Here is a 24,786-nt window from a genome sequence, read left to right on the forward strand (position 1 = left end):
AATCGTCTCATAAGCGCTTAACTTATAGCCGATTTCAAGGCAACATGATTCTGCGCGCCGTGGTGTCGGCCCGCGCCCGGAGGCCAGATCATGAAACGCGTCCCGCCGCCCGCCCTGCTGCCCGCTCGCGCCGCGGCCCTGTCTTTCGTCCTCGGTCTCTGCCTTGCCGGCTGCGCCACCAATGTCCCGCCGCCGCCCCGTGCCGCCGGCGTCGCCGGCGAGGTGGTGGCGGTGCGGCCCGTCGCTCCCGGAGCGCGCCGCCTCGTGCTCGGCGCGCTGGGGGTCGACACCGCGCCCTCCGCCGCGCCGGCCAGCGAATATATCGTCCGCCTCGGCGATGGCAGCGTGGTGTCCGTGGTCGAGCCGGGGATGCCGGCCTTGCGCCGCGGGGCTGCGGTGCGCGTCATCGAGGCCGATCCGCCGCGCCTGCTGCCCGCCTCGCCCTGATCCCGGCGCCCCGCCATGCCGCCACCGCTTGCCAAGCGGCTGTCCGCTTCCCAATTCCCATCGCTGATACACCGCATCCGCCGCAATCCCGGGGAGGGGCGATGAACGAACGCAGGCTTGGCAGATCGCTGGTCGTCTCCGCGCTCGGCTTCGGCTGCATGGCCCTGGCCGGGCCAAACGCCGCCGGCCCGGAGCTGGCCGCCGCCGAGGCGCTGGTTCGGCGCGCCGTCGAGCGCGGGATCTGTTTCTTCGATACCGCCGATGTCTATGGCCTTGGTGCCAGCGAGAGCCTGCTCGGGCGTTGCCTCGCGCCGATCCGCGACCAGGTCGTGGTCGCCACCAAGGCAGGCATCCGCCGCGGGGCCGACGGCGCCTTTCTCGGCATCGACGGTTCGCCCGCCCATCTGCGCGCCAGTTGCGAGGCCAGCCTGCGCCGCCTTGGCACCGGCACGATCGACCTGCTGATCCTTCACCGCGTCGATCCCGCCATTCCGGTCGAGGACTCGGTTGGCGAGATGTCCCGCCTCGTCGCCGAGGGCAAGGTGCGCTTCCTCGGCCTGTCCGAGGCGGCGCCGGACAGCATCCGCCGCGCCCATGCCACTCACCGTCTTGCCGCGGTCGAGAGCGAATATTCGCTGCTGACCCGCGACCCGGAGGCCGACACGCTCGCCTGCGTCCGCGCGCTCAATATCGGGTTCATCGCCGCCTCGCCGCTCGGCCGTGGCCTGCTCACCGGCACGCTGCACCGGCCCGAAGACCTCCCCGAGGGCGACGCACGACGCGCCCAGCCGCGCTTCTTCGCCGAGAATTTCGCCCGCAACGTCGCGCTCGTGCACATCGTCGAGGACATGGCGCACCGCCTGCGCTGCACCCCGGCGCAGCTGGCGCTTGCCTTCCTGCTGGCCCAGGGGAGCGACGTGGTGCCGATCCCCGGCCCGCGGTCGGAGGCGGAATTCGATGAAAATCTCGGTGCGCTCGAAGTGCCGTTATCCGCCGAGGATCTCGGCCGGCTGATGCGGGCGGTGCCGCCGGGCGCTGCCGCCGGCGCCCGGCAGGTGCCGGAGCAGATGGCCACGTTCGGCCGCTGAGCAGCGGCGCGAGGGAACGTTCCCCCGCGACGACATTTCAGCGCCGCGCGCGGCTTGCCCTGCCCGCGATCGGCCGCGCGATCAGGTCTCGAAGCCGGTGCAGCGCCGTCCTTGGATCATCGCGAGGAATTCCCGCCGCGTCGAGGCGTCGTCGCGGAATACGCCGAGCATCCGGCTGGTCACCATCGACACGCCCGGCTTGTGCACCCCGCGGGTCGACATGCATTCGTGCCCGGCCTCGATCACGACGGCAACGCCGCGCGGCTGCAGCACCTCGTTGATCGTGTTGGCGATCTGCGCCGTCAGCTTTTCCTGGATCTGCAGGCGCCGCGCATAGGCATCCACCACGCGGGCGAGCTTGCTGATCCCCACCACCCGCCGGTTCGGCAGGTAGGCGACATGCGCCACACCGATGATCGGGACCATGTGATGCTCGCAATGCGATTCAACGCGAATGTCGCGCAGCAGCACCATCTCGTCATAGCCCTCGGTTTCCTCGAAGGTGCGCGAGAGGATGGCCTCCGGGTCTTCGCGATAGCCGCGGAAGAAATCCTCATAGGCGCGGGCGACGCGGGCCGGCGTGTCGATCACGCCTTCGCGGGTCGCGTCGTCTCCGGCCCAGCGGATCAGCGTACGGATCGCTGCCTCCGCCTCCTCGCGGCTGGGGCGGTCGTCATGGTCGGTGCTGTCGAGCTGGTGTGGCGGCGTGCGGATATCCACGGGCTTGTCTCCCTTCTTGTCGGGCACGGCCGTCAGTCAGCCGCTGAATGAGACGCGATATGGTCGGGGATTCGATCCCCGCAACCCGCGTTCCCGTCATTGCCCGCCTGAGCGTCCGTGCGGCGCATCCGCGGCCTCAATGCAGCCGATGGTCCGCGTGCGGGCTGTCGAGGCTGAAGCCCGGCGTCGGCACGTCGAACTCCTCCCCGCTATCCACCGCGACCATGTGGAAAATGCCCGACATGAACCCCGAGGGCGTCTCCAGCGGTGTGCCGGAGGTGTATTCGAACGTGTCGCCCGGGTCGAGCACCGGCTGCTCGCCCACCACCCCTGGCCCATGAACGTGCTGGACATGGCCGGTGGCGTCGGTGATCGTCCAGGTCCGCCGCAGAAGCTGCGCCGTCACCTGTCCCACGTTCTCGATCCGCACCTGATAGGCCCAGACGAAATGGCGTTCGTCCGGGCGCGACTGGTCCTCAAGGAAAATGGCCCGGATGCTGACCCTGATCCTGGCATCCTCGTTGACGAACATGTCGTCGGTCTGGTGAACGCGTCGGGTGGTCATGGCGTCGCCGTTATCGTCTCCTGTGGCCGGGCCCCGACCTTCATCAATCTGTAAACCCCGCCACGGCGGACGACAAGCCATGCCGCCCGTCCCCTGGGCGTGACCGCGCGGCGGATCGGGAGTAGGTAGACCCCCATGCACAGGCTTACGGTCGCGGCGCTGCGCCGCGCGCTCACCCGCCGCGGCGCCGCCGCCCTTGCCCTCTGTCTCGCCGGCGTTGCGGCCGTCCCCGGCGCGTCCGCCGCCGCTGCGCCCGACCTGCCGACGGTGCGCGCGCCCTACGGCGCCTACATGGCCGGCGCCTATGCCGCCCAGACCGGCGACCACGAGGCCGCCGCGCATTATCTGGGCGCCGCCCTCGCGCGCGATCCCGGCAATGCCGCCCTCGCCAGCCAGGCCTTTCTCAGCGCGGCGCTGGCCGGCCGGCCCGACGCGGCGCGGCTTGCCGCCCGCCTGTCCGGCGATCCGCTCGCCGCCATGACCCTGGCCAACGCGGCGGTGCGCCGTGGCGACTGGAAAACCGCCGCCACCCGGTTTGCAAGCCTCCCCGCCGAGGGGCTGACCGGCCTGGTGCGGCCGCTGCTGCTCGCCTGGTGCGAGGCGGGCGATGCCGATTACGGTGCCGCCATCGCGCGCCTCGACCGCGCCGCGCAAGCCGGCGCCTTCGCGTCGATCGACCGTCTGAACGCCGCCCTGATCGCCGACATGGCCGGGCGCGAAGCCCAGGCCGCGCGGCTCTATGCCGCAGCTGCCGCCACCAGCGCCGGGCCGCCCAGCCTGCGGCTCGCCCAGGCGCTGGCCAGCTTCGCCGCGCGCGCCGGCCATCCCGCCCAGTCCCGTGCCATTCTCGTCGCGCTGGTGGCCGCCCATCCCGATCTCGGCATCGCCCTGCCCGCACTCGAACGCGCCGCCGCAACCCCGGTCATCGGCTCCGCGGCCGACGGCATCGCCGAGGCCTATCTGACCCTTGCCGGCACGATCAACCGCCGGCAGGACCCGCTGCTGCGCCGCCTCCTGCTTCGCTTCGCGCTTCACCTGCGGCCCGGCCTTGCCGCCGCCCGCATGCTCGCCGCCGATGACAACGTGCAGGACAAGCATCCCCGCGCCGCCGCCGCCCTGCTCGCCGCCATCCCGCCGGACGACCCGCTCTATGCCCCCGCCCTGCTCCAGCGCGCCAACATCCTGATCGGCCTCGGCGAGGGCCGGAATCTGCTCCCGGCGCTGGCGGCGCTCGCGAAGGCCCATCCGCATGCCACCGAGCCGCTCGCCCTTGCCGCCGACATCGAGCGCGCCGCCGGCGACAACGCCGCCGCCATCCGCCTGTCCACCGCCGCGATCGCCCGCGCCGGCCAGCCGCTGCCGGCCCGCGCCTGGTCGCTGTTCTATGCCCGCGCCATCGCCGAGGACCATGCCGGCCAGTGGAAGCCGGCCGAGGCCGATCTGCGCGAGGCGCTCGCCCTTTCGCCCGGCCAGCCCTATGTGCTGAACTACCTCGCCTATTCCTGGGCGCTGCGCGGCGAACGCCTGGCCGAGGCCGAACGGATGCTGCGCCAGGCCCTCGCCGTCGACCCGCACGAGGGGGCGATCATCGACAGTCTCGGCTATGTCCTGCTGCGCGAGGGCAAGCTCGCCGAAGCGATGACGACGCAGATCCACGCCGTCCATCTTGCCCCGGACGATGCCGAGGTAAACGCCCACCTCGCCGACATCTACGCCGCTGCCGGCCACAAGCTTGCCGCCGAGCACCAGTGGGAGCGCGCGCTTTCGCTGCATCCCGACCCGAAGCTGCGCGCAACGATCGAGGCGCGGCTCAAGGCCGTTGCCGCCCGCTGAAAGGCCCTGACATGACCGAAGCTTCCCCCGGCTTCGCCTGCGCGAAGGTGAACCTCCATCTCCATGTCACCGGCCGGCGCGACGATGGCTACCACCTGCTCGACAGTCTCGTGGTCTTTCCCCCGGTCGGCGACGAACTGGCGATCGAGCCGGCCGCCAGCCTGTCGCTCGCGGTCGATGGCCCCTTCGCCGCGGCGCTGTCCGGCGAGGATGACAATCTTGTCCTCCGCGCCGCCACCCGCTTCGCCGCCCATGCCGGCCGCGCGCCGGAGGCCGCCTTCCGCCTCACCAAGTCGCTGCCCGTCGCCTCGGGCATCGGCGGCGGCTCGGCCGATGCCGCGGCGGCGCTGCGCCTGCTCGCGGCGCGCTGGCAGGCGCCCATCCCGGCCGACCTCGCCCTCGGCCTCGGCGCCGATGTTCCGGTCTGCCTTGCCCGGCGCCCGGCGCGGATGTCCGGCATCGGCGAGATCCTCGCCCCCGCGCCCGCGCTGCCCCCCTTCGGCCTGCTGCTGGTCAATCCGGGTGTTGCGGTGCCCACCCCGGCCATTTTCCGCGCCCGGACCGGCGGGTTTTCGCCACCGGCGGTGCTGCCCGCGCGCTGGCCGACCGCCGCGCGCATGGCGACCGACCTCGCCCGCCTCGGCAATGACCTGCAATCCGCCGCCATCACCCTGGCACCCATCATTGCCGAGGCGCTCGCCGCCATCGCCGTCTCCGAATCCTGCCTGCTGGCGCGGATGAGCGGCTCGGGGGCGACCTGTTTCGGCCTGTTCCCCGACGCCGAAGCCGCCCGCCGCGCCGCCGCCCGCCTCCGCCGCGCGGACTGGTGGTGCTGGGGCGGGGAGGGGCAGATCGCCCCGGCGCAGGGCTGAACCCGTCCCGCCCCGGTTGCATCCCCCGCCCGGGACGGGCAAGACGCGGCAAGACGGAGCACGAACCATGCGCGCAGGCATCATCCTCTTCCCCGGCATCAACCGCGAACGCGACATCGCCATCGCCCTCGAGGCGAGTCTCGGCGTGAAGCCGCGCCTTGTCTGGCACCGCGAGATCGATCTCGCCGGGCTCGACCTCGTGGTGATCCCCGGCGGCTTCTCCTATGGCGACTACCTGCGCTGCGGCGCGATGGCGGCGCAGTCCCCGGTGATGCGCGCCGTGGTCGAGCACGCGAAGCGCGGTGGCTATGTGCTCGGCGTCTGCAACGGCTTCCAGATCCTCACCGAGGCGCAGCTCCTCCCCGGCGCGCTGCTGCGCAATGCCGGGCTGCGCTTCCTCTCGATGGACTGCCGCCTCCGCGTCGAGCGCAACGACACGGTCTTCGCCGGCCAGTATGACAAGGGCGCCGTCTTCCGCGCCCCGATGGCGCATGGCGATGGCAATTACATCGCCGATCCCGCAACGCTCGACCGCCTGGAAGGCGAGGGGCTGGTCGCCTTCCGCTATGTCGATGAAACCGGCGCGGCGACCGAGGCCGCCAATCTCAACGGCTCCGCCCGCAACATCGCCGGCATCTACGCGCCCGGCCTGCGCATTCTCGGCCTGATGCCGCACCCGGAAAACCTGGTCGATCCGGCCACCGGCGGCACCGACGGCAAACCCCTGTTCGACAGTCTCAACGCCATCGGGAGGGCGGCATGAACCCCACGGTGATCGACGCCGCGCTGGCCCGCTCCTTTGGCCTCGCCGCGGAGGAATACGACCGCGTCCTCGCCATCATGGGCCGGGTGCCGACGCTCACCGAGCTCGGCATCTTCTCGGTGATGTGGTCCGAGCACTGCTCCTACAAATCCTCCCGCATCTGGCTGAAAACGCTGCCGACCACCGCCCCCTGGGTGATCCACGGCCCCGGCGAGAATGCCGGCGTCGTCGATATCGGTGAGGGCAAGGCGGCGATCTTCAAGATGGAGAGCCACAACCACCCGAGCTTCATCGAGCCCTACCAGGGGGCGGCGACGGGCGTCGGCGGCATCCTGCGCGACGTCTTCACCATGGGGGCCCGCCCCGTCGCCAATCTCAACGCGCTGCGCTTCGGCGATCCGTCGCTGCCGGTGACGAAGCGCGTGGTCGATGGCGTGGTCCGCGGCATCGGCGGCTACGGCAACTGCGTCGGCGTGCCTACCGTCGGCGGCGAGACCAATTTCCACCCCTCCTACAACGGCAATCCGCTGGTCAACGCGATGACCGTCGGCATCGCGGCGCAGGACCGCATCTTCCTCTCGGCGGCGGCCGGCATCGGCAACCCGGTCGTCTATGTCGGCTCGAAAACCGGCCGCGACGGCATTCACGGCGCGACCATGGCCTCCGCCGAATTCGGCGCCGATGCCGAGGAAAAGCGCCCCACCGTGCAGGTCGGCGACCCGTTCATCGAGAAGCTGCTGATCGAGGCCTGCCTCGAACTGATGGCGACCGACGCCATCGTCGCGATCCAGGACATGGGCGCCGCCGGCCTCACCTCCTCCTCGGTCGAGATGGCGGGGAAGGGCGGTGTTGGCATCGAGCTTGAGCTTGACGCCGTGCCCCAGCGCGAGACCGCCATGTCCGCCTACGAGATGATGCTCTCCGAAAGCCAGGAGCGCATGCTCATCGTCCTCAAGCCCGGCCGCGAAGACATGGCCCGCGCCATCTTCGAGAAATGGGAGCTGGATTTCGCCGTCATCGGCCACATCACCGACACCGGCCGCATCGTGGTTAAGCACCAGGGCAGGGTCGAGGCCGATATCGAGCTTGCCCCGCTGGCCGACCAGGCGCCGCTCTACGAGCGTCCCTGGGTCGAACCCGCGAAACCCGCCCCGCTCGGCCCGGTCGAAAGCCCGCTCGCGCCCGGCGCCGCCCTGCTCGCCCTGATCGGCTGCCCCGACCTCGCCTCCCGCGCCTGGATCTGGAACCAGTATGATGGCACCGTCGGCGGGCAGACGCTGCGCCGTCCCGGCCAGGCCGACGCCGCCATTGTCCGCATCGAGGGCAGCCGCCGCGCCCTGGCACTGACCACCGACTGCACGCCGCGCTACTGTTTCGCCGATCCCGAGACCGGCGGCGCGCAGGCCGTCGTCGAATCCTGGCGCAACATCACCGCGACCGGCGCCACCCCGCTCGCCGTGACCGACAACCTCAATTTCGGCAACCCGGAAAAACCCGCGATCATGGGCCAGATCGTCGCCGCCATCCGCGGCATGGGCGAAGCCTGCCGCGCGCTCGACTACCCGATCGTCTCCGGCAACGTCTCGCTCTACAACGAGACCGAGGGCACCGCGATCCTGCCCACCCCGGCGATCGGCGGCCTCGGCGTGATCGAGGATGGCGCCGCCGCCACCGGCATCGCCCTCGCCCCCGGCCTCGATCTCGTGCTGATCGGCGAAACAAGAGGCGAACTCGGCGCCTCGCTCTTCCTCCGCGAAATCCTTGGCCGCGAGGACGGCGCGCCGCCCGCGCTCGACCTTGCCGCCGAGAAGCGGAACGGCGATTTCGTCCGGCGCCAGATCCACGCCGGCGCCATCGCCGCCTGCCATGACGTGGCGGATGGCGGCCTGCTCGTCGCCCTCGCCGAAATGGCGCTCGCAGGCAACACCGGCATCGCGCTGGCCGCCATCCCCGCGGGGATCGCCCCGCACGCATTCTGGTTCGGCGAGGACCAGGCCCGTTACATCGCGGCGACGTCCGATGGCGCCGCCCTGCTCGCCGCCGCCGCCGCCGCCGGCATCCCCGCGCGCGGCCTCGGAAGCAGCGGCGGCGAGCATTTGACAGGCCCTGATGGCATCGCCATATCTCTGCAAGATATCCGTGCCGCGCACGAGGCGTTTTTCGCGCGCTGGTTCGCCTGAACGACGAGGACAAGCCCATGGCCATGTCGGCCGCCGAAATCGAGGACATGATAAAGTCCGCCCTGCCGGACGCACGGATCACCGTGGAAGACCTCGCCGGCGATGGCGAGCACTATGCCGCGACCGTCGTCAGCGCGCAGTTCCGCGGCCTTTCGCGGGTGCGCCAGCACCAGCTCGTCTATGCCGCCCTGCAGGGGCGGATGGGCGGGGTGCTGCACGCCCTCGCGCTGCAGACTTCGGCGCCCGAGTGACGCCAGCGTCCATTTTCCCAGGAGATACCCCATGAGCCAGGCCACCGAAAACCAGGCCTTCGCCAGCATCAAGACCGCCGTCGACGAAAACCCCGTCATGCTCTTCATGAAGGGCACGGCGATGTTCCCGCAATGCGGCTTCTCTGCCCGCGTGGTGCAGATCCTCACCCACATGGGCGTGCCCTTCAAGACCGCGAACGTGCTGGAAGACGCCGAGCTGCGCGACGGCATCAAGCAGTTCTCCAACTGGCCGACGATCCCCCAGCTCTACGTCAAGGGCGAATTCGTCGGCGGCTGCGACATCGTGACCGAGATGTTCCAGTCCGGCGAGTTGCAGACCCTGTTCGACCAGAACGGAATCGCCAAGACCGGCGCCTGAGCGTTCCGGCGGGTCCGGTTCCGCGGTGCCGACAGCGCACCTCGCCGTCATGCCGCGCGATGGGCTGGCCCGCCGCTTCTGCTTCGTGACCGATGAATGGCCGCGCCCCGGCGCGGCCGGTCATCTTGCCTATAATCATGCGCTCATCACCCATCTGCGCGCTGCCGGCCACACGGTCGATCTCTACCTGACCCGCCCGCGCCTGCCCGCCCCGGTGATGCGTCTTGCCCCCGGCACGGTGCCGGTTGCCGGCCGCCGCCTGTTCCGCGTCGGCCGCCTCCTCGTCGCCGCCGAGCCGCGCGCCGCCGCTGCCGCCCTGCTGCGCCGCGTTGCCCCTTGGCTGCTGCCGCGCCGCGGCGGCACCGATGTCGTGCTCGGCGCCAGCATCTCGGCCGCCGATTCCGGCTGGATCGCCGGGCGCATCGCCGCCAGCCGGCCCGACGCGATCCTGATCGACACTATCTTCCGCGCGCCGCTGCTCGACGAGCCGTCCCTGTCCGGCATCCCGACGGTGCTGCTCACGCACGATGTGTTTCATCGCCGCCACGCAGCACTGCGCCTCGCCGGCTACAGCGTCGCTCCCGCCGAGCTCGACCGCGCGCAGGAGGCCGCCCTGCTGGCCCGCGCCGGCACCCTGGTCGCCATCCAGCCCGAAGAGGCCGCGCTGTTGCGGGGCATGTGCCCGTCACAGCGTGTGCTGACCGTGCCGATGCCGGCCGTCCCGCTGCCGCGCCCGCCCGGCGCTGCCCGTCATGCGGACCGGCTGGTCTTCGTCGGCTCCGACAACCTGCCTAATCTCGACGGGCTGCGCTGGTTCCTGCGCGAGATCTGGCCCGGCCTGCGCCGCGCCCGGCCGCTGCTGCGGCTCGACCTCGCCGGCGATTGCGGCGCAGCACTCGGCCGCCTGCCCGCCGGGGTGCACCGGCTCGGCCGCATCGCCGATCTCGCGCCGTTGCTGCACTCCGCGAGCCTCGCCATCGCCCCGCTGCGGGCCGGGTCCGGCCTCAAGGTGAAGTTGCTCGACTATGCCCGTCATGGCCTCTGGACGGTGGCGACCCCGGATGCGCGGGCCGGCCTCGCGCCGGATGGCTGCATGCCGGTCTACACGGCGGACAGCGCGGCCAGCTTCGGGGCCACCATTCTTGCTGCCCTCGCCCATGGCGGGGGCGAAGCGGAGGCGCTCGCCTATATCCGCCGCCACTACGCGCCGGCCACCATCTTCGCCACGCTCGACGAGGCGTTGCAGCGCGCCTGAGTGGTGCCCCCAAACCTCGGTCTTGCGCCGGCGATGTTCGGGGGCAACTGGCTAGAGCACGTTCCGATCCATCAGGATCGGATGTCGTGCTCTATCATATTGATAAGTCGAGCATCTTTATCCGATCAGATGATTCCATCTGATCGGATCATGCTCTATGCCAGCTCGACCAGCAGGTCCTTCGCGTCCACCGCATCGCCCGGCTTCACGTGCAGCGCCTTCACCCGGCCGTCGCGCGGGGCGGAAATCCGCGTCTGCATCTTCATCGCCTCGATCGCGACCAGCGCCTCGCCCTGCGTCACCGCCTGGCCCTCGGTCACCAGCACGCTGGCGATCACGCCGGGCATCGGCGCGCCGATCTCGCCCTCGGCCTGCTCCTGCGCCTTGCGCCGGTGGGCGCGGGTCGGCGTCGCCGCCCGGTTCGGCACCTTGACCATGCGCGGCTGGCCGTTCAGCTCGAAGAATACCCGCACATCGCCGTCATCGTCGGTCTCGGTCAGCGTCTGCAGCCGGATCACCAGCCGCTTGCCCGGCTCGATATCCACGGCGATGTCCTCGCCCGGCTCCATCCCGTAGAAGAACACCGGCGTCGGCAGCACCGCCACCGGCCCGTAATGCCCGCGCGCCTTGCGATAGGCGGCATACACGTCGGGATACATCGCATAGGCGGCCAGCTCGTCCTCGTCGATCCTGGCACCGCAGCGCTTCTCCGCCTCGGCGCGCATGGCGTCGAGATCGGCGGGGGCCAGCAGCGAGCCGGGGCGGACGGTATAGGCCGCATCCCCGCGCAGCGCCTTCGCCTGCAACGCCTCCGGCCATCCGCCCGGCGGCTGGCCGAGATCGCCGCGCAGCATCTCGATGGTCGAGGCCGGGAAGGCGATCTCCCGCGTCGGGTCGAGCACGTCGCCCACCGACAGGCCCTGGCTGACCATCATCAGCGCCATGTCGCCCACCACTTTCGACGACGGCGTCACCTTCACGATGTCGCCGAACATCATGTTCACGTCGCGATAGGCGCGGGCGATCTCGTGCCAGCGCTCGGCCAGCCCCATCGAGGCCGCCTGCTCGCGCAGGTTGGTGAACTGCCCGCCCGGCATCTCGTGGAGATACACTTCCGACGCGCCGGACTGCAGGTCGCTCTCGAACGCCGCATACTGCGCCCGCACCGCCTCCCAGTAGAACGAGAGCCGGCGGATCGCCACCGGGTCGAGCCCGGCGTCGCGTTCGGTATGCCGCCACGCCTCCACCAGCGAGCCGAGGCAGGGCTGCGAGGTCAGGCCGGACATCGGGTCCATCGCCGCATCCACCGCGTCCACCCCGGCCTCGACCGCGGCCAGCACCGTCGCCGCCGAAATCCCCGACGTGTCATGCGTGTGCAGATGGATCGGCAGCCCCACCGCCTCCTTCAGCGCCCGCACCAGCACGCCGGCCGCCGAGGGTTTCAGCACGCCCGCCATGTCCTTGATCGCGAGGATGTGGCAGCCCGCCGCCTCCAGCTGCTTCGCCAGCCCGACATAGTAGTTCAGCGAATATTTCGCCCGGTCGGGGTCGAGAATGTCGCCGGTGTAGCAGATCGCCCCCTCGGCCAGCCGCCCGCTCTGCCGCACCGCATCGATGGCGACGCGCATGTTCTCCACCCAGTTGAGGCAGTCGAAGATGCGGAACAGGTCGATCCCGCCCGCCGCCGCGCGCTGCACGAAATGCCGCACCACGTTGTCGGGGTAATTGGTGTAGCCCACCCCGTTCGCCCCGCGCAGCAGCATCTGCAACAGGATGTTCGGCACCGCTTCGCGGATCTGGCGCAGCCGCTCCCACGGGCTCTCGGTCAGGAACCGCATGGCGACGTCGAAGGTCGCCCCGCCCCAGCATTCGAGCGAGAACAGCCCCGGCAGCCCGGCGGCGTAGGCGGGCGAGGCGGCGACGATGTCGTAACTGCGCATCCGCGTCGCCAGCAGCGACTGGTGGGCGTCGCGCATCGTCGTGTCGGTCACCAGCACCCGCGTCTGCGCGCGCATCCATTGCGCGAACCCCTCGGGGCCGAGCCGCTCCAGCACCTGCTTCGTCCCCTCGACCGGCGTCGCCGCCAGCCGCGGCACCTCCGGCCGCCGCGCGCTCGCCGCCGGCCGCCGCCGCCCCCGCGTCTCCGGGTGGCCGTTCACCGTCACGTCGGCGATGTAGCGCAGCAGCCGCGTCGCCCGGTCGCGCCGGCGGGGCAGGGCGAACAGCTCCGGCGTGGTGTCGATGAACCGCGTGGTGTAATCCCCGGCGCGGAACGCGGGATGCGTCAGCAGCGCCTCGAGGAAGGGCAGGTTGGTGCTCACCCCGCGGATGCGATACTCGCGGATCGCCCGCACCATCCGCGCGATCGCCTCCTCCGGCGTCGGCGCCCAGGCCGTCACCTTCTCCAGCAGCGCGTCATAGAAGCGTGTCACCACCGCGCCCGAATAGGCCGTCCCGCCATCGAGGCGGATGCCGAAGCCGAACGCCCCGCGATAGGCGGAAATTCGTCCGTAATCCGGAATGAAATTGTTCTCCGGGTTTTCCGTGGTGATCCGGCATTGCAGCGCGTGCCCGTCGAGCACGATCGCCTCCTGCGCCGGAATCCCGGTCTCGCCCGGCCGCCCGATCTGCCCGCCCTCGGCGATGCGGATCTGCGCCTTCACGATATCGAGCCCGGTCACCACCTCGGTCACCGTGTGCTCCACCTGGATGCGCGGATTGACCTCGATGAAATAGAACCGCCCGGTCTCGCGGTCGAGCAGGAACTCCACCGTCCCGGCGTTGCGGTAATCGGTCGCCCGGCCGATCGCCAGCGCCGCCGCGCACAGCCCGGCGCGCGTCTCGGCATCGAGATACGGCGCCGGCGCGCGCTCGATCACCTTCTGGTGCCGCCGCTGGATCGTGCAGTCCCGCTCGAACAGGTGCACGAGATTGCCGTGCGTATCACCGAGGATCTGCACCTCGACATGCCGCGCCCGCCGCACCAGCTTCTCGAAATACACCTCGTCATTGCCGAACGCCGCCAGCGCCTCGCGCCGCGCCGTCTCCACCTGTTCGGCGAGCCCCTCCGCGCTCTCGATCGGCCGCATGCCGCGCCCGCCGCCGCCCCAGGAAGCCTTGAGCATCACCGGATAGCCGATCTCCGCGGCGATCCGCCCGATCTCCGCCGCATCGCGCGGCAGCGGTGCGGAGGCCGGCATCACCGGCACGCCCACGCTCTCCGCGAGCTGCCTTGCGGCCACCTTGTTGCCCAGCGTGCGCATCGTCTGCGGCGCCGGTCCGATGAACGCGATCCCCCGCGCCGCGCAGGCCTCGGCGAATTCCGGATTTTCCGACAAAAACCCGTAGCCCGGATGAATCGCGTCCGCCTTCGCCTCCTCGGCGACGCGCAGTATCTCCTCGATCGACAGATACGCCTCGATCGGCCCCATCCCCTCGCCGATCAGATAGGCCTCGTCCGCCTTGAAGCGGTGCAGCGACAGCTTGTCCTGTTCGGCATAGACGCCGATCGTGGTGATCCCGAGCTCGGTCGCCGCCCGGAATACCCGGATCGCGATTTCCGATCGGTTCGCCACCAGAAGCCGCCTGAATGTCTGCACCGCCCTGTGCCTCCTTTGTCATTTTTTGAAGACTGGAGCCTATGGGCACCCGGCGGCGAGGGCAAGGCGTTTTTGTGCGTTGCGAAAAACCCGTGGCGAGACCGGCGGTTTCCTCTCGCCCGCGAATGCTTTAATAACGAACCATAACATTCAACACGTTTAAAAACGGATCGTTAATCACCACACCCCGCCGCTGGTGGCGCCGCCATCCGGCCCGACATGGCGGCAGGCGCTAGAGCATCATCCGATCAGATGGAATCATCTGATCGGATAAAGATGATCGGTTTGTCAGTATGATAGAGCACTACATCCGATCCAAAAGGATCGGAAAGTGCTCTAGGAACAAGGAGCAGACAATGTCCCAATCGAAGGCCCTGAAACGAACCGCCTCGGCGCTGGTCGCCGTCTCCCTGCTTGCCGGCTGCGCCCAGCAACCGGGCCAGGGGAACGGCGCCGCCACCAGCACCGCCGGCGGCGCCCTGATCGGAGCGGCCGGCGGCGCGCTGATCGGCGCGCTGGCCAGCGGCGGCCATGCGCGCGGCGCGCTCATCGGGGCGGCCGGCGGCGCTGCGGCCGGCGCTCTCGGCGGCTATCTCTGGAACCAGCATCTCCAGGCCCAGCAGCAGCAACTCCAGCAAACCGCCCAGGGCACCGGGGTGCAGGTCAGCCGCACCGCCGACAACCGGCTCAAGATCAACATCCCCGCCAATGCCGGCTTCGCGACCGGCAGCGCCAATCTCAACCCGCGGATCGATCCCATTCTCGGGCAGCTCGCCAGTGGCCTCGCGCAGAATCCGGCGGAATCCGTGCAGGTGATCGGCTATACCGACAATACCGGTTCGAACGCGATCAACTATCCGCTTTCCCTGCACCGGGCCGACAGCGTGAAGGCGTTCCTCACCGCCCAGGGTGTCGCACCGCAGCGCATCGCCACCTCCGGCATGGGCCCGCAAAACCCGGTCGCGAGCAACGCCACCGCCGCCGGCCGCGCGGCCAATCGCCGCGTCGAAATCTACGTCGCAGCCCCGGCCAGCCCCGCCGGCTGACCGCGCGCCTGCCTGTTCGCCCCGCGCCGTATTCGCACCGGCGCGGGCGCCGCGCTGGTTATTCCGCGGCGCGGCGCAGCCGCGACATCATCCCGCAATGCGTTCCAGTCGCGCCGATTATCCTGCGGCGCGCTCCAGTCGCGCCGCGGCCCGCGCCCGGCCGATCAGCGGCAGCAGCGCCGCCAGCTCCGGCCCGTGGCTCTCCCCGGTCAGCGCCAGCCGCAGCGGCAGATACAGCGCCTTGCCCCGCGCCCCACTCGCCGCCGCCACCGCCCCGGTCCATCCCTTCCAGGTCGTCTCGTCCCACGGCTCCGGCGGCAACGCCTCGATCGCGGCGCGCAGCAATGAAGCCGCCTCCGGCAGCGACGGCGTTTCGATCTCGCCGCTCACCACCTCCCACCACAGCCGCGATTCCGACAGCAGGTCCAGATTCCCCCGCACCGCCATCCAGAATTCTGCGCCGCACCCCTCGGGCAGGCGCGCGGCCACCGCCTCGAAAGGCAGCGCGTGCAGCACCCGCCGGTTCAGCGCCAGCAATTGCTTCGGATCGAAGCGCGGCGCCCCGCGCGAGAAATCGCCGAGGTCGAATGTCCCCGCCAGCTCCTCCAGCGTCAGCGGCTCAGGATCGCGCCGGCTGCCCAGCCGTGCCAGGTACGACACCAGCGCCATCGCCTCGATCCCGTCGCGGCGGAACTGCCGCACCGAAACGCTGCCCGCCCGCTTCGACAGTTTTTCGCCCGTCACGTCCGAAATCAGCGGCAGATGGCCGAAGGCCGGCACCGCCCGCCGCGGCTCCAGCGCGCGCATCAGGTCGATCTGCACCGCCGTGTTGGTCACATGGTCCTCGCCGCGGATCACATGCGTCACCCCCAGCTCCAGATCGTCGACCACCGAGGTGAAGGTATAGAGCGGCGTGCCGTCGGCGCGGATCAGCACCGGGTCGGACACGGTGCCGAGCACCACCTCCCGCCGGCCCAGCACCAGGTCGTTCCACGCCACCGCCCCGTCCGACAATTTGAACCGGAAATAGGGCCGCTTGCCGCCGGCTTCCGCCGCCGCACGCTGCTCGGCCGTCAGGCTCAGCATCGCCCGGTCATAGACCGGCGGCAGATGCCGCTTCGCCCGCAACGCCCGCTTCGCCGCGAGTTCCTCCTCCGACTCGAAACATGGATAGAGCAGCCCCGCCGCCTTCAGCCGCTCGGCCGCCGCCGCGTAGCGGTCCATCCGGTCGGACTGCCGCGCCGCCTCGTCCCAGGCAATGCCGAGCCAGCGCAGATCCTGCTCGATCCCCGCCTCGTATTCCGGCTTCGAGCGCTCGCGGTCGGTATCGTCGATGCGCAGCAGCAGCGTGCCGCCCATCGCCCGCGCGGCGAGAGCGTTGACCACCGCGAGCCTTGCATTGCCCGCGTGGAGATGACCGGTGGGGGAGGGTGCGAAACGGAACTTGACCATGTCCCTCCGCTAGCATGGCATGATTGCGCCGGGCGAGAGGCCGGGGATGCATTTTCATGGCATAACCGCGTCTCGTCCGGGAGATCGAAACGTGAGCGCAACTGTCCAGACCCGTCCGCCGGCCACCGGCCGCGCCGCCATGGCCGTGCTTGTCGGCGTCGGCATCTGCCATATGCTGAACGACCTGCTGCAGGTTCTGCTGCCAGCGGTCTATCCGCTGCTCAAGGGCGGTTTCAATCTCAACTTCGCCCAGATCGGCCTGATCACGTTGGTCTACCAGGCCACGGGCTCGCTGCTGCAGCCGCTCGTCGGCCTTTATACCGATGCACGGCCGCTGCCCTACTCGCTGCCGGTGGGCATGGCGCTGTCGATGTCCGGCATCGTCACCATCGCCTGGGCGCCGAGCTACGACATATTGCTGGCCGGCGCCTGCCTGCTCGGCATGGGCTCCTCGATATTCCATCCCGAATCGGCGCGCATCGCCCGTGCCGCCTCCGGCGGCCGGCATGGCTTCGCCCAGTCGATCTTCCAGGTCGGCGGCAATTTCGGCCAGTCCCTCGGCCCGCTGCTCGCGGCCTTCTTCATCCTGCCGCGCGGCCGGGCGAGCATGGCCTGGTTCGCGATCGCCGCTCTCTGCGGCATGGTGATCCTCACCGCGCTCGGCCACTGGTTCCGCGCCAGCGGCCACGCCAGGCCCCGCCCGCGCACCGCCCCGAAAGCCGCCGCGGTCGACACGCGCAAGGTGCTGGTGCCGCTCATCCTGCTCGGCGTGCTGATGATGTCGAAATTCGTCTACCTCGCCAGCATCAACTCTTATTACATCTTCTACCTGATGCACCGCTTCGGCATGTCGGTGCGGGCGGCGCAGATCCACCTCTTCATCTTCCTCGCTTCCGCCGCGGCGGGAATCATGATCGGCGGGCCGATCGGCGACCGGGTGGGCCGGCGCACCGTGATCATCGGCTCCATCCTCGGCGTGCTGCCCTTCACCCTCGCCCTGCCCTATGCCGGCGAGACGATGACCTTGGTGCTCTCCGTCATCATCGGACTGATCCTCTCCTCGGCCTTCGCCTCGATCGTGGTCTATGCCAACGAACTGGTGCCGGGCCGGGTCGGCGCGGTTTCCGGCCTGTTCTTCGGCCTCGCCTTCGGCCTCGCCGGGCTCGGCGCCGCCGGCCTCGGCGTGGTGGCGGACTGGAGCGGCATCACCACCGTCTACCAGATCTGCGCCGTGCTGCCGGCGCTTGGCATTGTCGCGCTCTGGTTGCCGAAGCTGCACTGACCGCGCGCGGTTGGCGTTTCGCCGTCGGGGCGGCTATTCAGGGCCGATGCGGAGACCGAGATGCCAGCTGCCGTGAACCCCCCGCCTGATGACCTGCCTGCCGAGCCCACCCAGGCGCGCCGCTTCGGCAAGGCGCGCACGGCGCAGGCGAGCGCCGTGCTTGAGGATTATGTCGAGCTGATCGCCGACCTGATCGCAATCAACGGCGAGGCGCGCCCGATCGACATCGCCCGCCGCCTCGGCGTCTCGCACCCGACCGCGGTGAAGACCATCGCCCGGCTCAAGCGCGAGGGGCTGGCCACCGCGAAGCCCTATCGTGGCGTCTTCCTCACCGAGGCGGGCCAGGCGCTGGCCGAGCGCGTGCGCACTCGCCACCGGCTGGTCGTCGCCCTGCTCAAGGCGGTCGGCGTGCCGCCGGAAACCGCCGAGGCCGATGCCGAGGGCATCGAGCACCACGTGTCGGACATCGCGCTGAACGCCTTCAGCCGCTATCTCCAGTCCCGCAGCTGATCTGTCCCGGCTTGTCGTTGTCCAAACGGGCAGGGGTCTGCTTGCGCTGGATCAAGGGGAGATCGGCTGCCTCCGCCTAGCGTCTGCCTGCCGGCGTGCCATCGGCGCGCCAGCGCAGCGCACAGGCAGAGGAGACCAGTCGCCATGTTCATCCATCGTCCCCGTTCCGCGGGATCGTTCAGCCCGGCCCGCCGCGCCGTTCTCGTGTTCACCGCGTCCGGCCTCGCCGCGCTCGCCGCCGGCCGTGCCCGCGCCCAGGACCAGACCCGCACCCAGGATCAGCTGCGCACCCAGGATCAGACGCGCACGCGGGACCAGCAGCGCCTGCTCGACCAGCAGCGCCTGCGCGAGCGCCAGCAGGATCGGCTGCACCAGCGGGACGACGCCGAGACCGAGCGGCTCCGTGCGCGCGAGCAGGAACGCCTGCACGAGCGTGACCGCGAGCGCGAGCAGGAACACGCGCGGATTCAGGAGCGCGAGAGAGCCCAGGCTCGCGATCAGGCCCAAACCCAGTCGCAGACACGCGGCGCACCCGGCATGTCCGGCGGCGGCGTCGGGACCGGCATGGGCGGAATTGGCGGCGGCATGGGGAGCGGCGGTATGGGCGGCGGTGGGCGCGGCGGCCGCTGACCGCGAGGATCTGGAGCACTTTTCGATCCTTTTGGATCGGAACGTGCTCTATCTCATTGATAATTAGAGCATCATCCGATCAGATGACCCCATCTGATCGGAAAGTGCCCTATGACCGGCGCTTCAGGAACAGCAGCGCCAGCGCGAGCAGGATGGCGCCGAAGATCAGCTGGCGCGCGCCCTCGGAGATGTTCAGCGTCACCAGGATGGCCTGAAGCAGGACAACGGTGAGCGCGCCGGCGATGCTGCCGGCATAGCCGCCCTCGCCGCCGGAGAGCCGGGTGCCGCCGATCACCACGGCGGCAATCGGCGGCAGCAGATAGTCGTTGCCCATGCCGAGATAGGCCTGCGAGGAATAGCCGCTCAGCAACAGCCCGACAAAGGCCGCGCAGAGCGCGCTGGTGATGAAGACCAGCGCATGCACGCGCGCGACCGGCACGCCCGAGAGCAGCGCCGTCGCCGGGCTGTTGCCGATCGCATGGACCGAGCGGCCGAACGGCATCCTGCGCAAGGCGATGATGGCAGCGCCCCCGCAGGCAATCCACACCAGGAACGCCGCCGGCACGCTCCCCACATTGCCGAGTGCGAGGGCGCGCGCGGCGCCGGGAATATGGGTCGTCGGCGCGACCGCATTGGTATAGACCAGCGTGACCCCCTGAAGCAGGAGGTTGACGCTGAGCGTCCAGATCAGAGCGTGCACCCGCAGCACGAACACGCCGAGCGTGTTCAGCAGCCCTACCCCGACGCCGATCGCGATGACGACCGCGAAGGCGACCCATTGATGGCCGTAGACCGAGGCGAGGTTGGTGCTGAGGATGGCAGAGAACGTGATCGTCCACGGCACCGAAAGGTCGATCTGGCCGATCAGGATCGCGAGCGTCTCGCCGATCGCGATCAGGCCGATGAAGGTCGCCTGCACGAGTTGCAGCCGCAGCGTTCCCCAGCCGAGGAACTCGGGATTCACCGCGACGGCGCAGCCATAGACCAGCAGGAGAATGAGATAGGCGAGCAGCGCCCGCCGCGCCGCCGGCCGGATCGCGATGCCGGAGAGCGCCGTCACGACCGTAGAACCGCGAGCCAGTTGCCGCCGCGCAGCAGGCGCAGCCCGCCAAGGGCAAGGACGGTCATCAGGATCAGTCCTTCGATGCAATCCTGCCAGAAGGCGGAGACGTTGAAGACGCCAAGGGCGTTGAGGATGATCGAGAGCAGGAAACTGCCGAGGATCGGCCCGACCACCGTGCCGCGCCCGCCGGTGAGGGCAACGCCGCCGAGCACCGCGGCGGCCAGCGAGTTCAGCGTGTAGATGCTGCCGATCGTGGGGTCGCCGGATGTCGTCTCGGCGGCGAGGAACAGGGCGGCGATCGCGGCGAACAGCCCGGCCAGCACGTAGCTGATCATTTCGACGCGGCGCACCGGCAGGCCGGAGACACGCGCGCTTTCGGCATCGTCGCCGACCGCGACGATGAAGCGGCCGAGGCGGGCGCGGAACACCGGAATCCAGGCCAGCAGCACCGCCGCCGCCAGCAGCACCAGCGAGAACGGCAATATGCCCCAGTTCCCGGTCAGCGCATTGGCGAAGCCGGCCGGAATCGTCCCGCCCGGCCGCGGCAGGACGATCAGCGCCGCGCCGCCATAGATGAACGAGGTGCAGAAGGTGGCGATCAGTGGTTCCACCCGCCCATAGGCGATGATCAGCCCGTTCACCGCGCCGAGCCCGAGCCCGATCAGCAGCGACAGCACGACGATGCCGCCGATGCCGAGCGGGCTGCCCTGCATCGTCGTCGCCGCGAAGCAGTTGACCAGGGTGATCTCCGCGCCGATCGACAGGTCGAGCCCGGCGCCGAGCAGCACGATGGTCTGGCCGATCGCGGCAAGGGCGAGCGGCACCGAGACATTGGCGAGGCTGGCGATGCCGAAGGGCGAGAGGATCAGCGGCTGGCGCAGCGCATAGAGCCCGATCACCACGGCAAGGCCGATGGCGCAGGACACCGGCCCCAGATGCTTCTCCAGCCGCCCGCGCCGGCGATGTGCTGCGGGGCGCGCGGTCTCAGGCGGCTTCATGCGCGGCCTCGTGGAAGGAGAGATCGAGAATGTTCTGCTCCGTGATCGCCGCACCTTCGAGCGATCCGGAAACGCGGCCCTCGCGGAAGACCAGAACGCGGTGGCACAGCAGCGGAAACTCCGAAATGTCGGTCGAGTAGAACAGCACGGCGGTCCCTTGCGCCGCGAGGTCGCGGATCACGCCGAAAAGCTCGCGCCGCGCCCCGGCATCCACCCCCCGTGTCGGGTCGCAGAACACATAGACTGGCATGCGCCGCGCCAGCCATTTGGCGACGACGACCTTCTGCTGGTTCCCGCCGCTCAGGCTGCCGAGCGGTGCCGCACCGCTGAAACACTTGATGCCGAGGCGGCGGACATATTCATCGACGAGGTCCGCCTCGGCGCGCCGGCTGAGCAGCAAACCCCGGCGTAGCGCGCCGAGCACGGTGATGGCGATGTTTTCCGCGATGCTGAGGCCGAGAAAGCCGCCGAGCGTCTTGCGGTCATCCGGGATCATCGCGATCCCCGCCGCGATGGCGTCGCGCGGCTGGCGCGGCCGCAAGGCCTTGCCGCCGACCTCGATGATCCCCTCCAGCCCGCGGCGGAACAGGCCGAACAGGGCGAACAGGAATTCCTTCTGGCCCTGGCCTTCGAGACCGGCGAGGCCGAGCACCTCGCCGCGGCGAAGCTCGAAGCCGATATCGGTGAAATGCGGCGCAAGGGTAAGGCCGTCGACGCGCAGGATCGTGTCGTCCGGCCGTCCGGCATAGGCGGCGGCTGCTTCCTGGCGCTCCTGCCAGGCCTCGCCCAGCATCAGGGCCAGCGCCTTGTCGCGGCTGAAATCGCCGGGCGGAAACTCGCCGACCTTCTCGCCGCTGCGCAGGATGGACACGCGGTCCGCCAGCCGCTCGATCTCGCCGAGCCGGTGCGAGATCAGCACGATGGCCGTGCCACGGTCCCGCAGCCGTTCGATGACTGTCATCAGGTGGTCGACCTCGGCGATGGAGAGGGCGGAGGTCGGCTCGTCAAGGATCAGCACGCGCGGATCGGTCGACAGCGCCTTTGCGATCTCGACCAGCTGCGCCTGGGCCAGCGGCAGGTCGCCCACCGTCGCATCGGGGTCGATATCGGACGCCCCCAGCATCTCCAGCAAGCCCCGCGCCCGCTCGCGCATCGCCGCCGCGTCGATCCAGTGCCCGCCGCGCAGGGGTTCCTGGCCGATGAGGATGTTCTCGGCAACGCTCAGGCTCGGAAAGAGCGACAGCTCCTGGTGCACGGTGGCGATGCCGGCGGCGAGGGCGGCGTGCGGGCTGGCGAAGCGCATGGCGGCACCGCCGACGGTGATCGTGCCGTCATCCGGCGGCTCGATGCCCGCGAGCAGCTTGACCAGCGTGCTCTTGCCGGCGCCGTTCGCGCCGAGCAAGGCGTGAACCTCGCCCGGATAGAGCGCGAGATCGGCCCGCCGCAGCGCGACGACGCCGCCGAAACGCTTGGACAGGCCGACTGCCGCCAGCGTCGGCGCGGATGCAGCATCCGCGCCGTCCGCCCGCCGGGCGCCGTCAGCCGCAATCGGCACCGTCCTTGCCCTCGTGTTCCTGCGCCGCCGTGCTCAGCTGCCGTGCACCACGGCGCCGACCGGGATCTTCACCCCGCATTGCGGAATGTCGATATCGGTGACGAAGCTGTTCGGCAGCTTCGGGAAGTAGTTGACGCCGGCCTTCATCTGCGCCGTGGTCACCGGGTTGAGCGGAATGTTCGCGGTGCGCGGCAGGCTCTGGCCGTCGAGGGCGGCGATCGCCGCGCGGATGGCGGCGGCGGCCAGCGCCGGCGACTGGCCGATGACCAGCGCGGGGACATGATGTGCGACCGCGAGCTTCATGAAGCCGTTATCCGATTCGCTGGTCATCGGCACCAGCTTCGCCTTGACCTGCAGGAAGGCCTGCAGCGCGCCGGTGGCCCCTTCGGTGCCCCAGACGCCGGCGACATCGTGGCTGGTCGAGAGCGCATCGGCGGTGACCTTCTGGTTCACCCCGACATCCCAGTTGCCATAGACCTGCTTGACCGTGAGGCCCGCCGCTGTCTTGAACACGGCCATGGCGCCGTCGCCCTGGTCATTGTCGACCGTCGTGCCGGCAAGGCCGCGGACCATCAGGATCTTGCCCTTGCCGCCGGTTTCCTTGGTGAGGAACTGCGCCCACATGCGGCCCATCGCCGCCTGATCCTCGTTGATGTTGATCGCCTTGTCGGTCGTCACCGTATTGTCGAAGGCGACGACGACGATGCCGTGATTGACCGCCTCGTTGATGACGCTGTTCAGGCCGGAGGGCGATGCGGCATCGACGACGATGGCGTTGTACCCGCTCAGGATCATCTGGCGAATCTGTGCGACCTGCTGGGCGACGTTGTTGCCGGCGTTCTGGATCTCGAATTTCGAGATGTATTTCGCAACCGCCGGCTGCTTCACATAGGCGCGGGCGATGTTCAGCATCTCGGTGCGCCAGTTGTTGCCGTAATACGAGTTGCTGAACGCGATCTTGTAGGGCCCGTGCTTCGCCTTGGCCGTGACCATCGGCGTCGCTGCCGTCTGCGGGACGAAGCAGGCGGCGAGGCTTTTTGGCGCGACGAGGCTGTCGGCGGCGGCGGTGCCCGTCGCGGCGAGCATGGTCGCCGCGGCAAGAGCGGAAACGATGGAATGACGCATGTTGTTATCCTCCCTGTCTGGCTGCCCGGGGTGTTCCCGTGGCGGGCCGGTTGGTCGTTGATGGGTTGGCCTTGACCGGTGTGCGGCGGCGTTGCGGCCTCGTCATGCCTCCGCGCCGGCTTCCTGCCGGCCGCGGGAGAGCTGCATCGCGCAGTCGATCGCCTCGATCAGGCTCTGCTCGCTGGCGATCCCCTTGCCGGCAATGTCGAATGCGGTTCCGTGATCGACCGAGGTGCGGATGATCGGCAGGCCGAGCGTCACGTTCACGCCGCTCAGGGCCTGCCATTCGCCGGTCGCGGGGTCGACCGAGAACCCCAGCAGCTTGACCGGAATGTGCCCCTGGTCGTGATACATCGCGACGACGGCGTCGAACTGGCCGGCGCGCAGCTTGACGAACACGGTATCGCCCGGAACCGGCCCGGTCAGGTCGTGGCCGTCGCGGCGCATCTCCTCGATCGCCGGAGTGGTGATGTCGATGTCTTCCCGGCCGAACAGCCCGTTCTCGCCGGCATGGGGGTTGAGCGCGGCAATGGCGATCCGCGGCCGGGCGATGCCCAGAAGGTGCAGCGCCCCCGATGTCAGTTCGACCACCTGGCGCAGCCGCTCCCGGGTCAGCCGCCCCGGCACGTCCCGCAGCGCGACATGGGTGCAGACATGGCTCACCCGCATGTTGCCGTGAACCAGCAACATCACCGAGTTGCGCGCCCCGGTCAGGTCGGCGAGAAGCTCGGTGTGGCCGCCATAGTGATGGCCGGCGAGGTTGAGCGCTTCCTTGTTGATCGGCGCGGTGCAGATCGCATCGACCTGCCCCGCCATGGCCATCCGCACGGCGAGCGCGATGGACTGGTAGGCGATTTCGCCCGCCACCGCCGATACCTTGCCGGGGACGATGCCGGCGGCGTCCGGCCCCGCCTCCACCACCGCCAAAGGCGGCAGCGCGCCCCCCGCGCGGTCGGCCGGCAGGGTCTCGAAAGGCGGGTGCAGGTTCAGCCGCTCGCAGGCCTCCGCAAGGCTGCGCGCCGATCCGGTCACCACGAGGGACAAGTCGCCGGTGGCGATTCGCCCCTGCAGCCGTGCCGCCGCCCTGGCAACGATTTCCGGACCGATCCCGGCCGGATCACCCATCGTGATCGCGATACGCGCAACGCCCACCGGCCAGCCCCCAGACATCAT

Annotated in this window: 22 protein-coding genes; 13 read left to right on the forward strand and 9 right to left on the reverse strand. The window is 69.9% G+C overall.

Annotated features, from left to right (window positions below; all coding sequences use genetic code 11):
• Nucleotides 1-90: 90 nt before the first annotated feature.
• Together HUW10_RS11935 and HUW10_RS11940 are read left to right on the forward strand one after the other, a co-directional pair.
• On the forward strand, nucleotides 91-447 hold the full coding sequence (locus HUW10_RS11935; protein ID WP_174503711.1) for a hypothetical protein: 357 nt from the start codon (nucleotides 91-93) through the stop codon (nucleotides 445-447).
• 101 nt (nucleotides 448-548) lie between these two features.
• Entirely contained in the window at nucleotides 549-1,535 is a 987-nt protein-coding gene (locus tag HUW10_RS11940; protein WP_174503712.1) for an aldo/keto reductase, read from the forward strand.
• A gap of 81 nt (nucleotides 1,536-1,616) precedes the next feature.
• Here HUW10_RS11940 and folE read toward each other — a convergent pair whose 3' ends face one another.
• Both folE and apaG read right to left on the reverse strand, forming a co-directional pair.
• Nucleotides 1,617-2,255 (reverse strand): GTP cyclohydrolase I FolE, encoded by a 639-nt coding sequence (gene folE / locus HUW10_RS11945; protein ID WP_174503713.1) that lies wholly within the window; start codon nucleotides 2,253-2,255, stop codon nucleotides 1,617-1,619.
• 136 nt (nucleotides 2,256-2,391) lie between these two features.
• Entirely contained in the window at nucleotides 2,392-2,820 is a 429-nt protein-coding gene (gene apaG / locus HUW10_RS11950) for a Co2+/Mg2+ efflux protein ApaG (protein WP_236656360.1), read from the reverse strand.
• Nucleotides 2,821-2,955: 135 nt separating this feature from the next.
• Between apaG and HUW10_RS11955 the strand changes: the two genes are divergently transcribed.
• The 7 genes from HUW10_RS11955 (at nucleotide 2,956) to HUW10_RS11985 (ending at nucleotide 10,353) form a co-directional block, all read left to right on the forward strand.
• A complete protein-coding gene (locus tag HUW10_RS11955; RefSeq protein ID WP_174503714.1) occupies nucleotides 2,956-4,653 on the forward strand; it encodes a hypothetical protein in 1,698 nt (565 codons plus the stop codon).
• An 11-nt stretch (nucleotides 4,654-4,664) separates the two neighbouring features.
• The gene (locus HUW10_RS11960) at nucleotides 4,665-5,525 is read left to right on the forward strand and encodes a 4-(cytidine 5'-diphospho)-2-C-methyl-D-erythritol kinase (protein ID WP_174503715.1); all 861 of its coding nucleotides are present in this window, start codon (nucleotides 4,665-4,667) and stop codon (nucleotides 5,523-5,525) included.
• Between the two features lie 67 nt (nucleotides 5,526-5,592).
• Nucleotides 5,593-6,288: a phosphoribosylformylglycinamidine synthase subunit PurQ gene (gene purQ / locus HUW10_RS11965; protein ID WP_174503716.1), complete on the forward strand. Its 696-nt coding sequence runs from the start codon at nucleotides 5,593-5,595 to the stop codon at nucleotides 6,286-6,288.
• Nucleotides 6,285-8,468 carry a phosphoribosylformylglycinamidine synthase subunit PurL gene (purL, locus tag HUW10_RS11970; RefSeq protein ID WP_174503717.1) on the forward strand — a complete coding sequence of 728 codons (2,184 nt, stop codon included), beginning with the start codon at nucleotides 6,285-6,287 and terminating at the stop codon, nucleotides 8,466-8,468. Before purQ ends, purL begins: the two co-directional genes overlap by 4 nt.
• A gap of 17 nt (nucleotides 8,469-8,485) precedes the next feature.
• Entirely contained in the window at nucleotides 8,486-8,719 is a 234-nt protein-coding gene (locus HUW10_RS11975) for a BolA family protein (RefSeq protein WP_174503718.1), read from the forward strand.
• A gap of 31 nt (nucleotides 8,720-8,750) precedes the next feature.
• Nucleotides 8,751-9,098: a Grx4 family monothiol glutaredoxin gene (grxD, locus tag HUW10_RS11980; protein WP_174503719.1), complete on the forward strand. Its 348-nt coding sequence runs from the start codon at nucleotides 8,751-8,753 to the stop codon at nucleotides 9,096-9,098.
• Nucleotides 9,099-9,123: 25 nt separating this feature from the next.
• Nucleotides 9,124-10,353 (forward strand): glycosyltransferase family 4 protein, encoded by a 1,230-nt coding sequence (locus tag HUW10_RS11985; protein ID WP_236656361.1) that lies wholly within the window; start codon nucleotides 9,124-9,126, stop codon nucleotides 10,351-10,353.
• Between the two features lie 155 nt (nucleotides 10,354-10,508).
• Here HUW10_RS11985 and pyc read toward each other — a convergent pair whose 3' ends face one another.
• Entirely contained in the window at nucleotides 10,509-13,928 is a 3,420-nt protein-coding gene (gene pyc, locus HUW10_RS11990; protein ID WP_371808628.1) for a pyruvate carboxylase, read from the reverse strand.
• Between the two features lie 380 nt (nucleotides 13,929-14,308).
• Between pyc and HUW10_RS18545 the strand changes: the two genes are divergently transcribed.
• Nucleotides 14,309-14,998: an OmpA family protein gene (locus HUW10_RS18545; protein WP_291343432.1), complete on the forward strand. Its 690-nt coding sequence runs from the start codon at nucleotides 14,309-14,311 to the stop codon at nucleotides 14,996-14,998.
• A gap of 117 nt (nucleotides 14,999-15,115) precedes the next feature.
• Here HUW10_RS18545 and gltX read toward each other — a convergent pair whose 3' ends face one another.
• The gene (gene gltX, locus HUW10_RS12000) at nucleotides 15,116-16,450 is read right to left on the reverse strand and encodes a glutamate--tRNA ligase (protein WP_174503722.1); all 1,335 of its coding nucleotides are present in this window, start codon (nucleotides 16,448-16,450) and stop codon (nucleotides 15,116-15,118) included.
• A gap of 91 nt (nucleotides 16,451-16,541) precedes the next feature.
• Between gltX and HUW10_RS12005 the strand changes: the two genes are divergently transcribed.
• The 3 genes from HUW10_RS12005 (at nucleotide 16,542) to HUW10_RS12015 (ending at nucleotide 18,872) form a co-directional block, all read left to right on the forward strand.
• Nucleotides 16,542-17,732: an MFS transporter gene (locus HUW10_RS12005; protein ID WP_174503723.1), complete on the forward strand. Its 1,191-nt coding sequence runs from the start codon at nucleotides 16,542-16,544 to the stop codon at nucleotides 17,730-17,732.
• A 60-nt stretch (nucleotides 17,733-17,792) separates the two neighbouring features.
• A complete protein-coding gene (mntR, locus tag HUW10_RS12010; protein ID WP_174503724.1) occupies nucleotides 17,793-18,242 on the forward strand; it encodes a manganese-binding transcriptional regulator MntR in 450 nt (149 codons plus the stop codon).
• A gap of 144 nt (nucleotides 18,243-18,386) precedes the next feature.
• Nucleotides 18,387-18,872: a hypothetical protein gene (locus HUW10_RS12015; RefSeq protein WP_174503725.1), complete on the forward strand. Its 486-nt coding sequence runs from the start codon at nucleotides 18,387-18,389 to the stop codon at nucleotides 18,870-18,872.
• A gap of 109 nt (nucleotides 18,873-18,981) precedes the next feature.
• Here HUW10_RS12015 and HUW10_RS12020 read toward each other — a convergent pair whose 3' ends face one another.
• From HUW10_RS12020 to pdxA, 5 genes are all read right to left on the reverse strand, one after another.
• Nucleotides 18,982-19,932: an ABC transporter permease gene (locus HUW10_RS12020; protein WP_236656362.1), complete on the reverse strand. Its 951-nt coding sequence runs from the start codon at nucleotides 19,930-19,932 to the stop codon at nucleotides 18,982-18,984.
• Nucleotides 19,929-20,933, reverse strand: coding sequence for an ABC transporter permease (locus HUW10_RS12025; protein ID WP_174503726.1), 1,005 nt, complete (start codon nucleotides 20,931-20,933; stop codon nucleotides 19,929-19,931). The genes HUW10_RS12020 and HUW10_RS12025 overlap by 4 nt, the downstream gene beginning before the upstream one ends.
• On the reverse strand, nucleotides 20,920-22,488 hold the full coding sequence (locus HUW10_RS12030; protein ID WP_174503727.1) for a sugar ABC transporter ATP-binding protein: 1,569 nt from the start codon (nucleotides 22,486-22,488) through the stop codon (nucleotides 20,920-20,922). Before HUW10_RS12030 ends, HUW10_RS12025 begins: the two co-directional genes overlap by 14 nt.
• Before the next feature lie 33 nt (nucleotides 22,489-22,521).
• Complete coding sequence (locus tag HUW10_RS12035) at nucleotides 22,522-23,613, reverse strand: substrate-binding domain-containing protein (RefSeq protein WP_174503728.1); 1,092 nt, start codon at nucleotides 23,611-23,613, stop codon at nucleotides 22,522-22,524.
• A gap of 102 nt (nucleotides 23,614-23,715) precedes the next feature.
• Nucleotides 23,716-24,786: a 4-hydroxythreonine-4-phosphate dehydrogenase PdxA gene (pdxA, locus tag HUW10_RS12040; protein ID WP_236656364.1), complete on the reverse strand. Its 1,071-nt coding sequence runs from the start codon at nucleotides 24,784-24,786 to the stop codon at nucleotides 23,716-23,718.

This window comes from Acidiphilium sp. C61, from assembly GCF_905116885.1.
Classification (GTDB): Bacteria; Pseudomonadota; Alphaproteobacteria; order Acetobacterales; family Acetobacteraceae; genus Acidiphilium.

Bases quoted from the DNA above. Each gene is read 5' to 3' on its own strand.
- HUW10_RS11935 (WP_174503711.1), top strand. From the start codon at position 91: ATGAAACGCGTCCCGCCGCCCGCCCTGCTGCCCGCTCGCGCCGCGGCC.
- HUW10_RS11940 (WP_174503712.1), top strand. From the start codon at position 549: ATGAACGAACGCAGGCTTGGCAGATCGCTGGTCGTCTCCGCGCTCGGC.
- apaG (WP_236656360.1), bottom strand. From the start codon at position 2,820: ATGACCACCCGACGCGTTCACCAGACCGACGACATGTTCGTCAACGAG.
- HUW10_RS11955 (WP_174503714.1), top strand. From the start codon at position 2,956: ATGCACAGGCTTACGGTCGCGGCGCTGCGCCGCGCGCTCACCCGCCGC.
- HUW10_RS11960 (WP_174503715.1), top strand. From the start codon at position 4,665: ATGACCGAAGCTTCCCCCGGCTTCGCCTGCGCGAAGGTGAACCTCCAT.
- purQ (WP_174503716.1), top strand. From the start codon at position 5,593: ATGCGCGCAGGCATCATCCTCTTCCCCGGCATCAACCGCGAACGCGAC.
- purL (WP_174503717.1), top strand. From the start codon at position 6,285: ATGAACCCCACGGTGATCGACGCCGCGCTGGCCCGCTCCTTTGGCCTC.
- HUW10_RS11975 (WP_174503718.1), top strand. From the start codon at position 8,486: ATGGCCATGTCGGCCGCCGAAATCGAGGACATGATAAAGTCCGCCCTG.
- grxD (WP_174503719.1), top strand. From the start codon at position 8,751: ATGAGCCAGGCCACCGAAAACCAGGCCTTCGCCAGCATCAAGACCGCC.
- HUW10_RS18545 (WP_291343432.1), top strand. From the start codon at position 14,309: ATGTCCCAATCGAAGGCCCTGAAACGAACCGCCTCGGCGCTGGTCGCC.
- gltX (WP_174503722.1), bottom strand. From the start codon at position 16,450: ATGGTCAAGTTCCGTTTCGCACCCTCCCCCACCGGTCATCTCCACGCG.
- mntR (WP_174503724.1), top strand. From the start codon at position 17,793: ATGCCAGCTGCCGTGAACCCCCCGCCTGATGACCTGCCTGCCGAGCCC.
- HUW10_RS12015 (WP_174503725.1), top strand. From the start codon at position 18,387: ATGTTCATCCATCGTCCCCGTTCCGCGGGATCGTTCAGCCCGGCCCGC.
- HUW10_RS12025 (WP_174503726.1), bottom strand. From the start codon at position 20,933: ATGAAGCCGCCTGAGACCGCGCGCCCCGCAGCACATCGCCGGCGCGGG.
- HUW10_RS12035 (WP_174503728.1), bottom strand. From the start codon at position 23,613: ATGCGTCATTCCATCGTTTCCGCTCTTGCCGCGGCGACCATGCTCGCC.
- pdxA (WP_236656364.1), bottom strand. From the start codon at position 24,786: ATGATGTCTGGGGGCTGGCCGGTGGGCGTTGCGCGTATCGCGATCACG.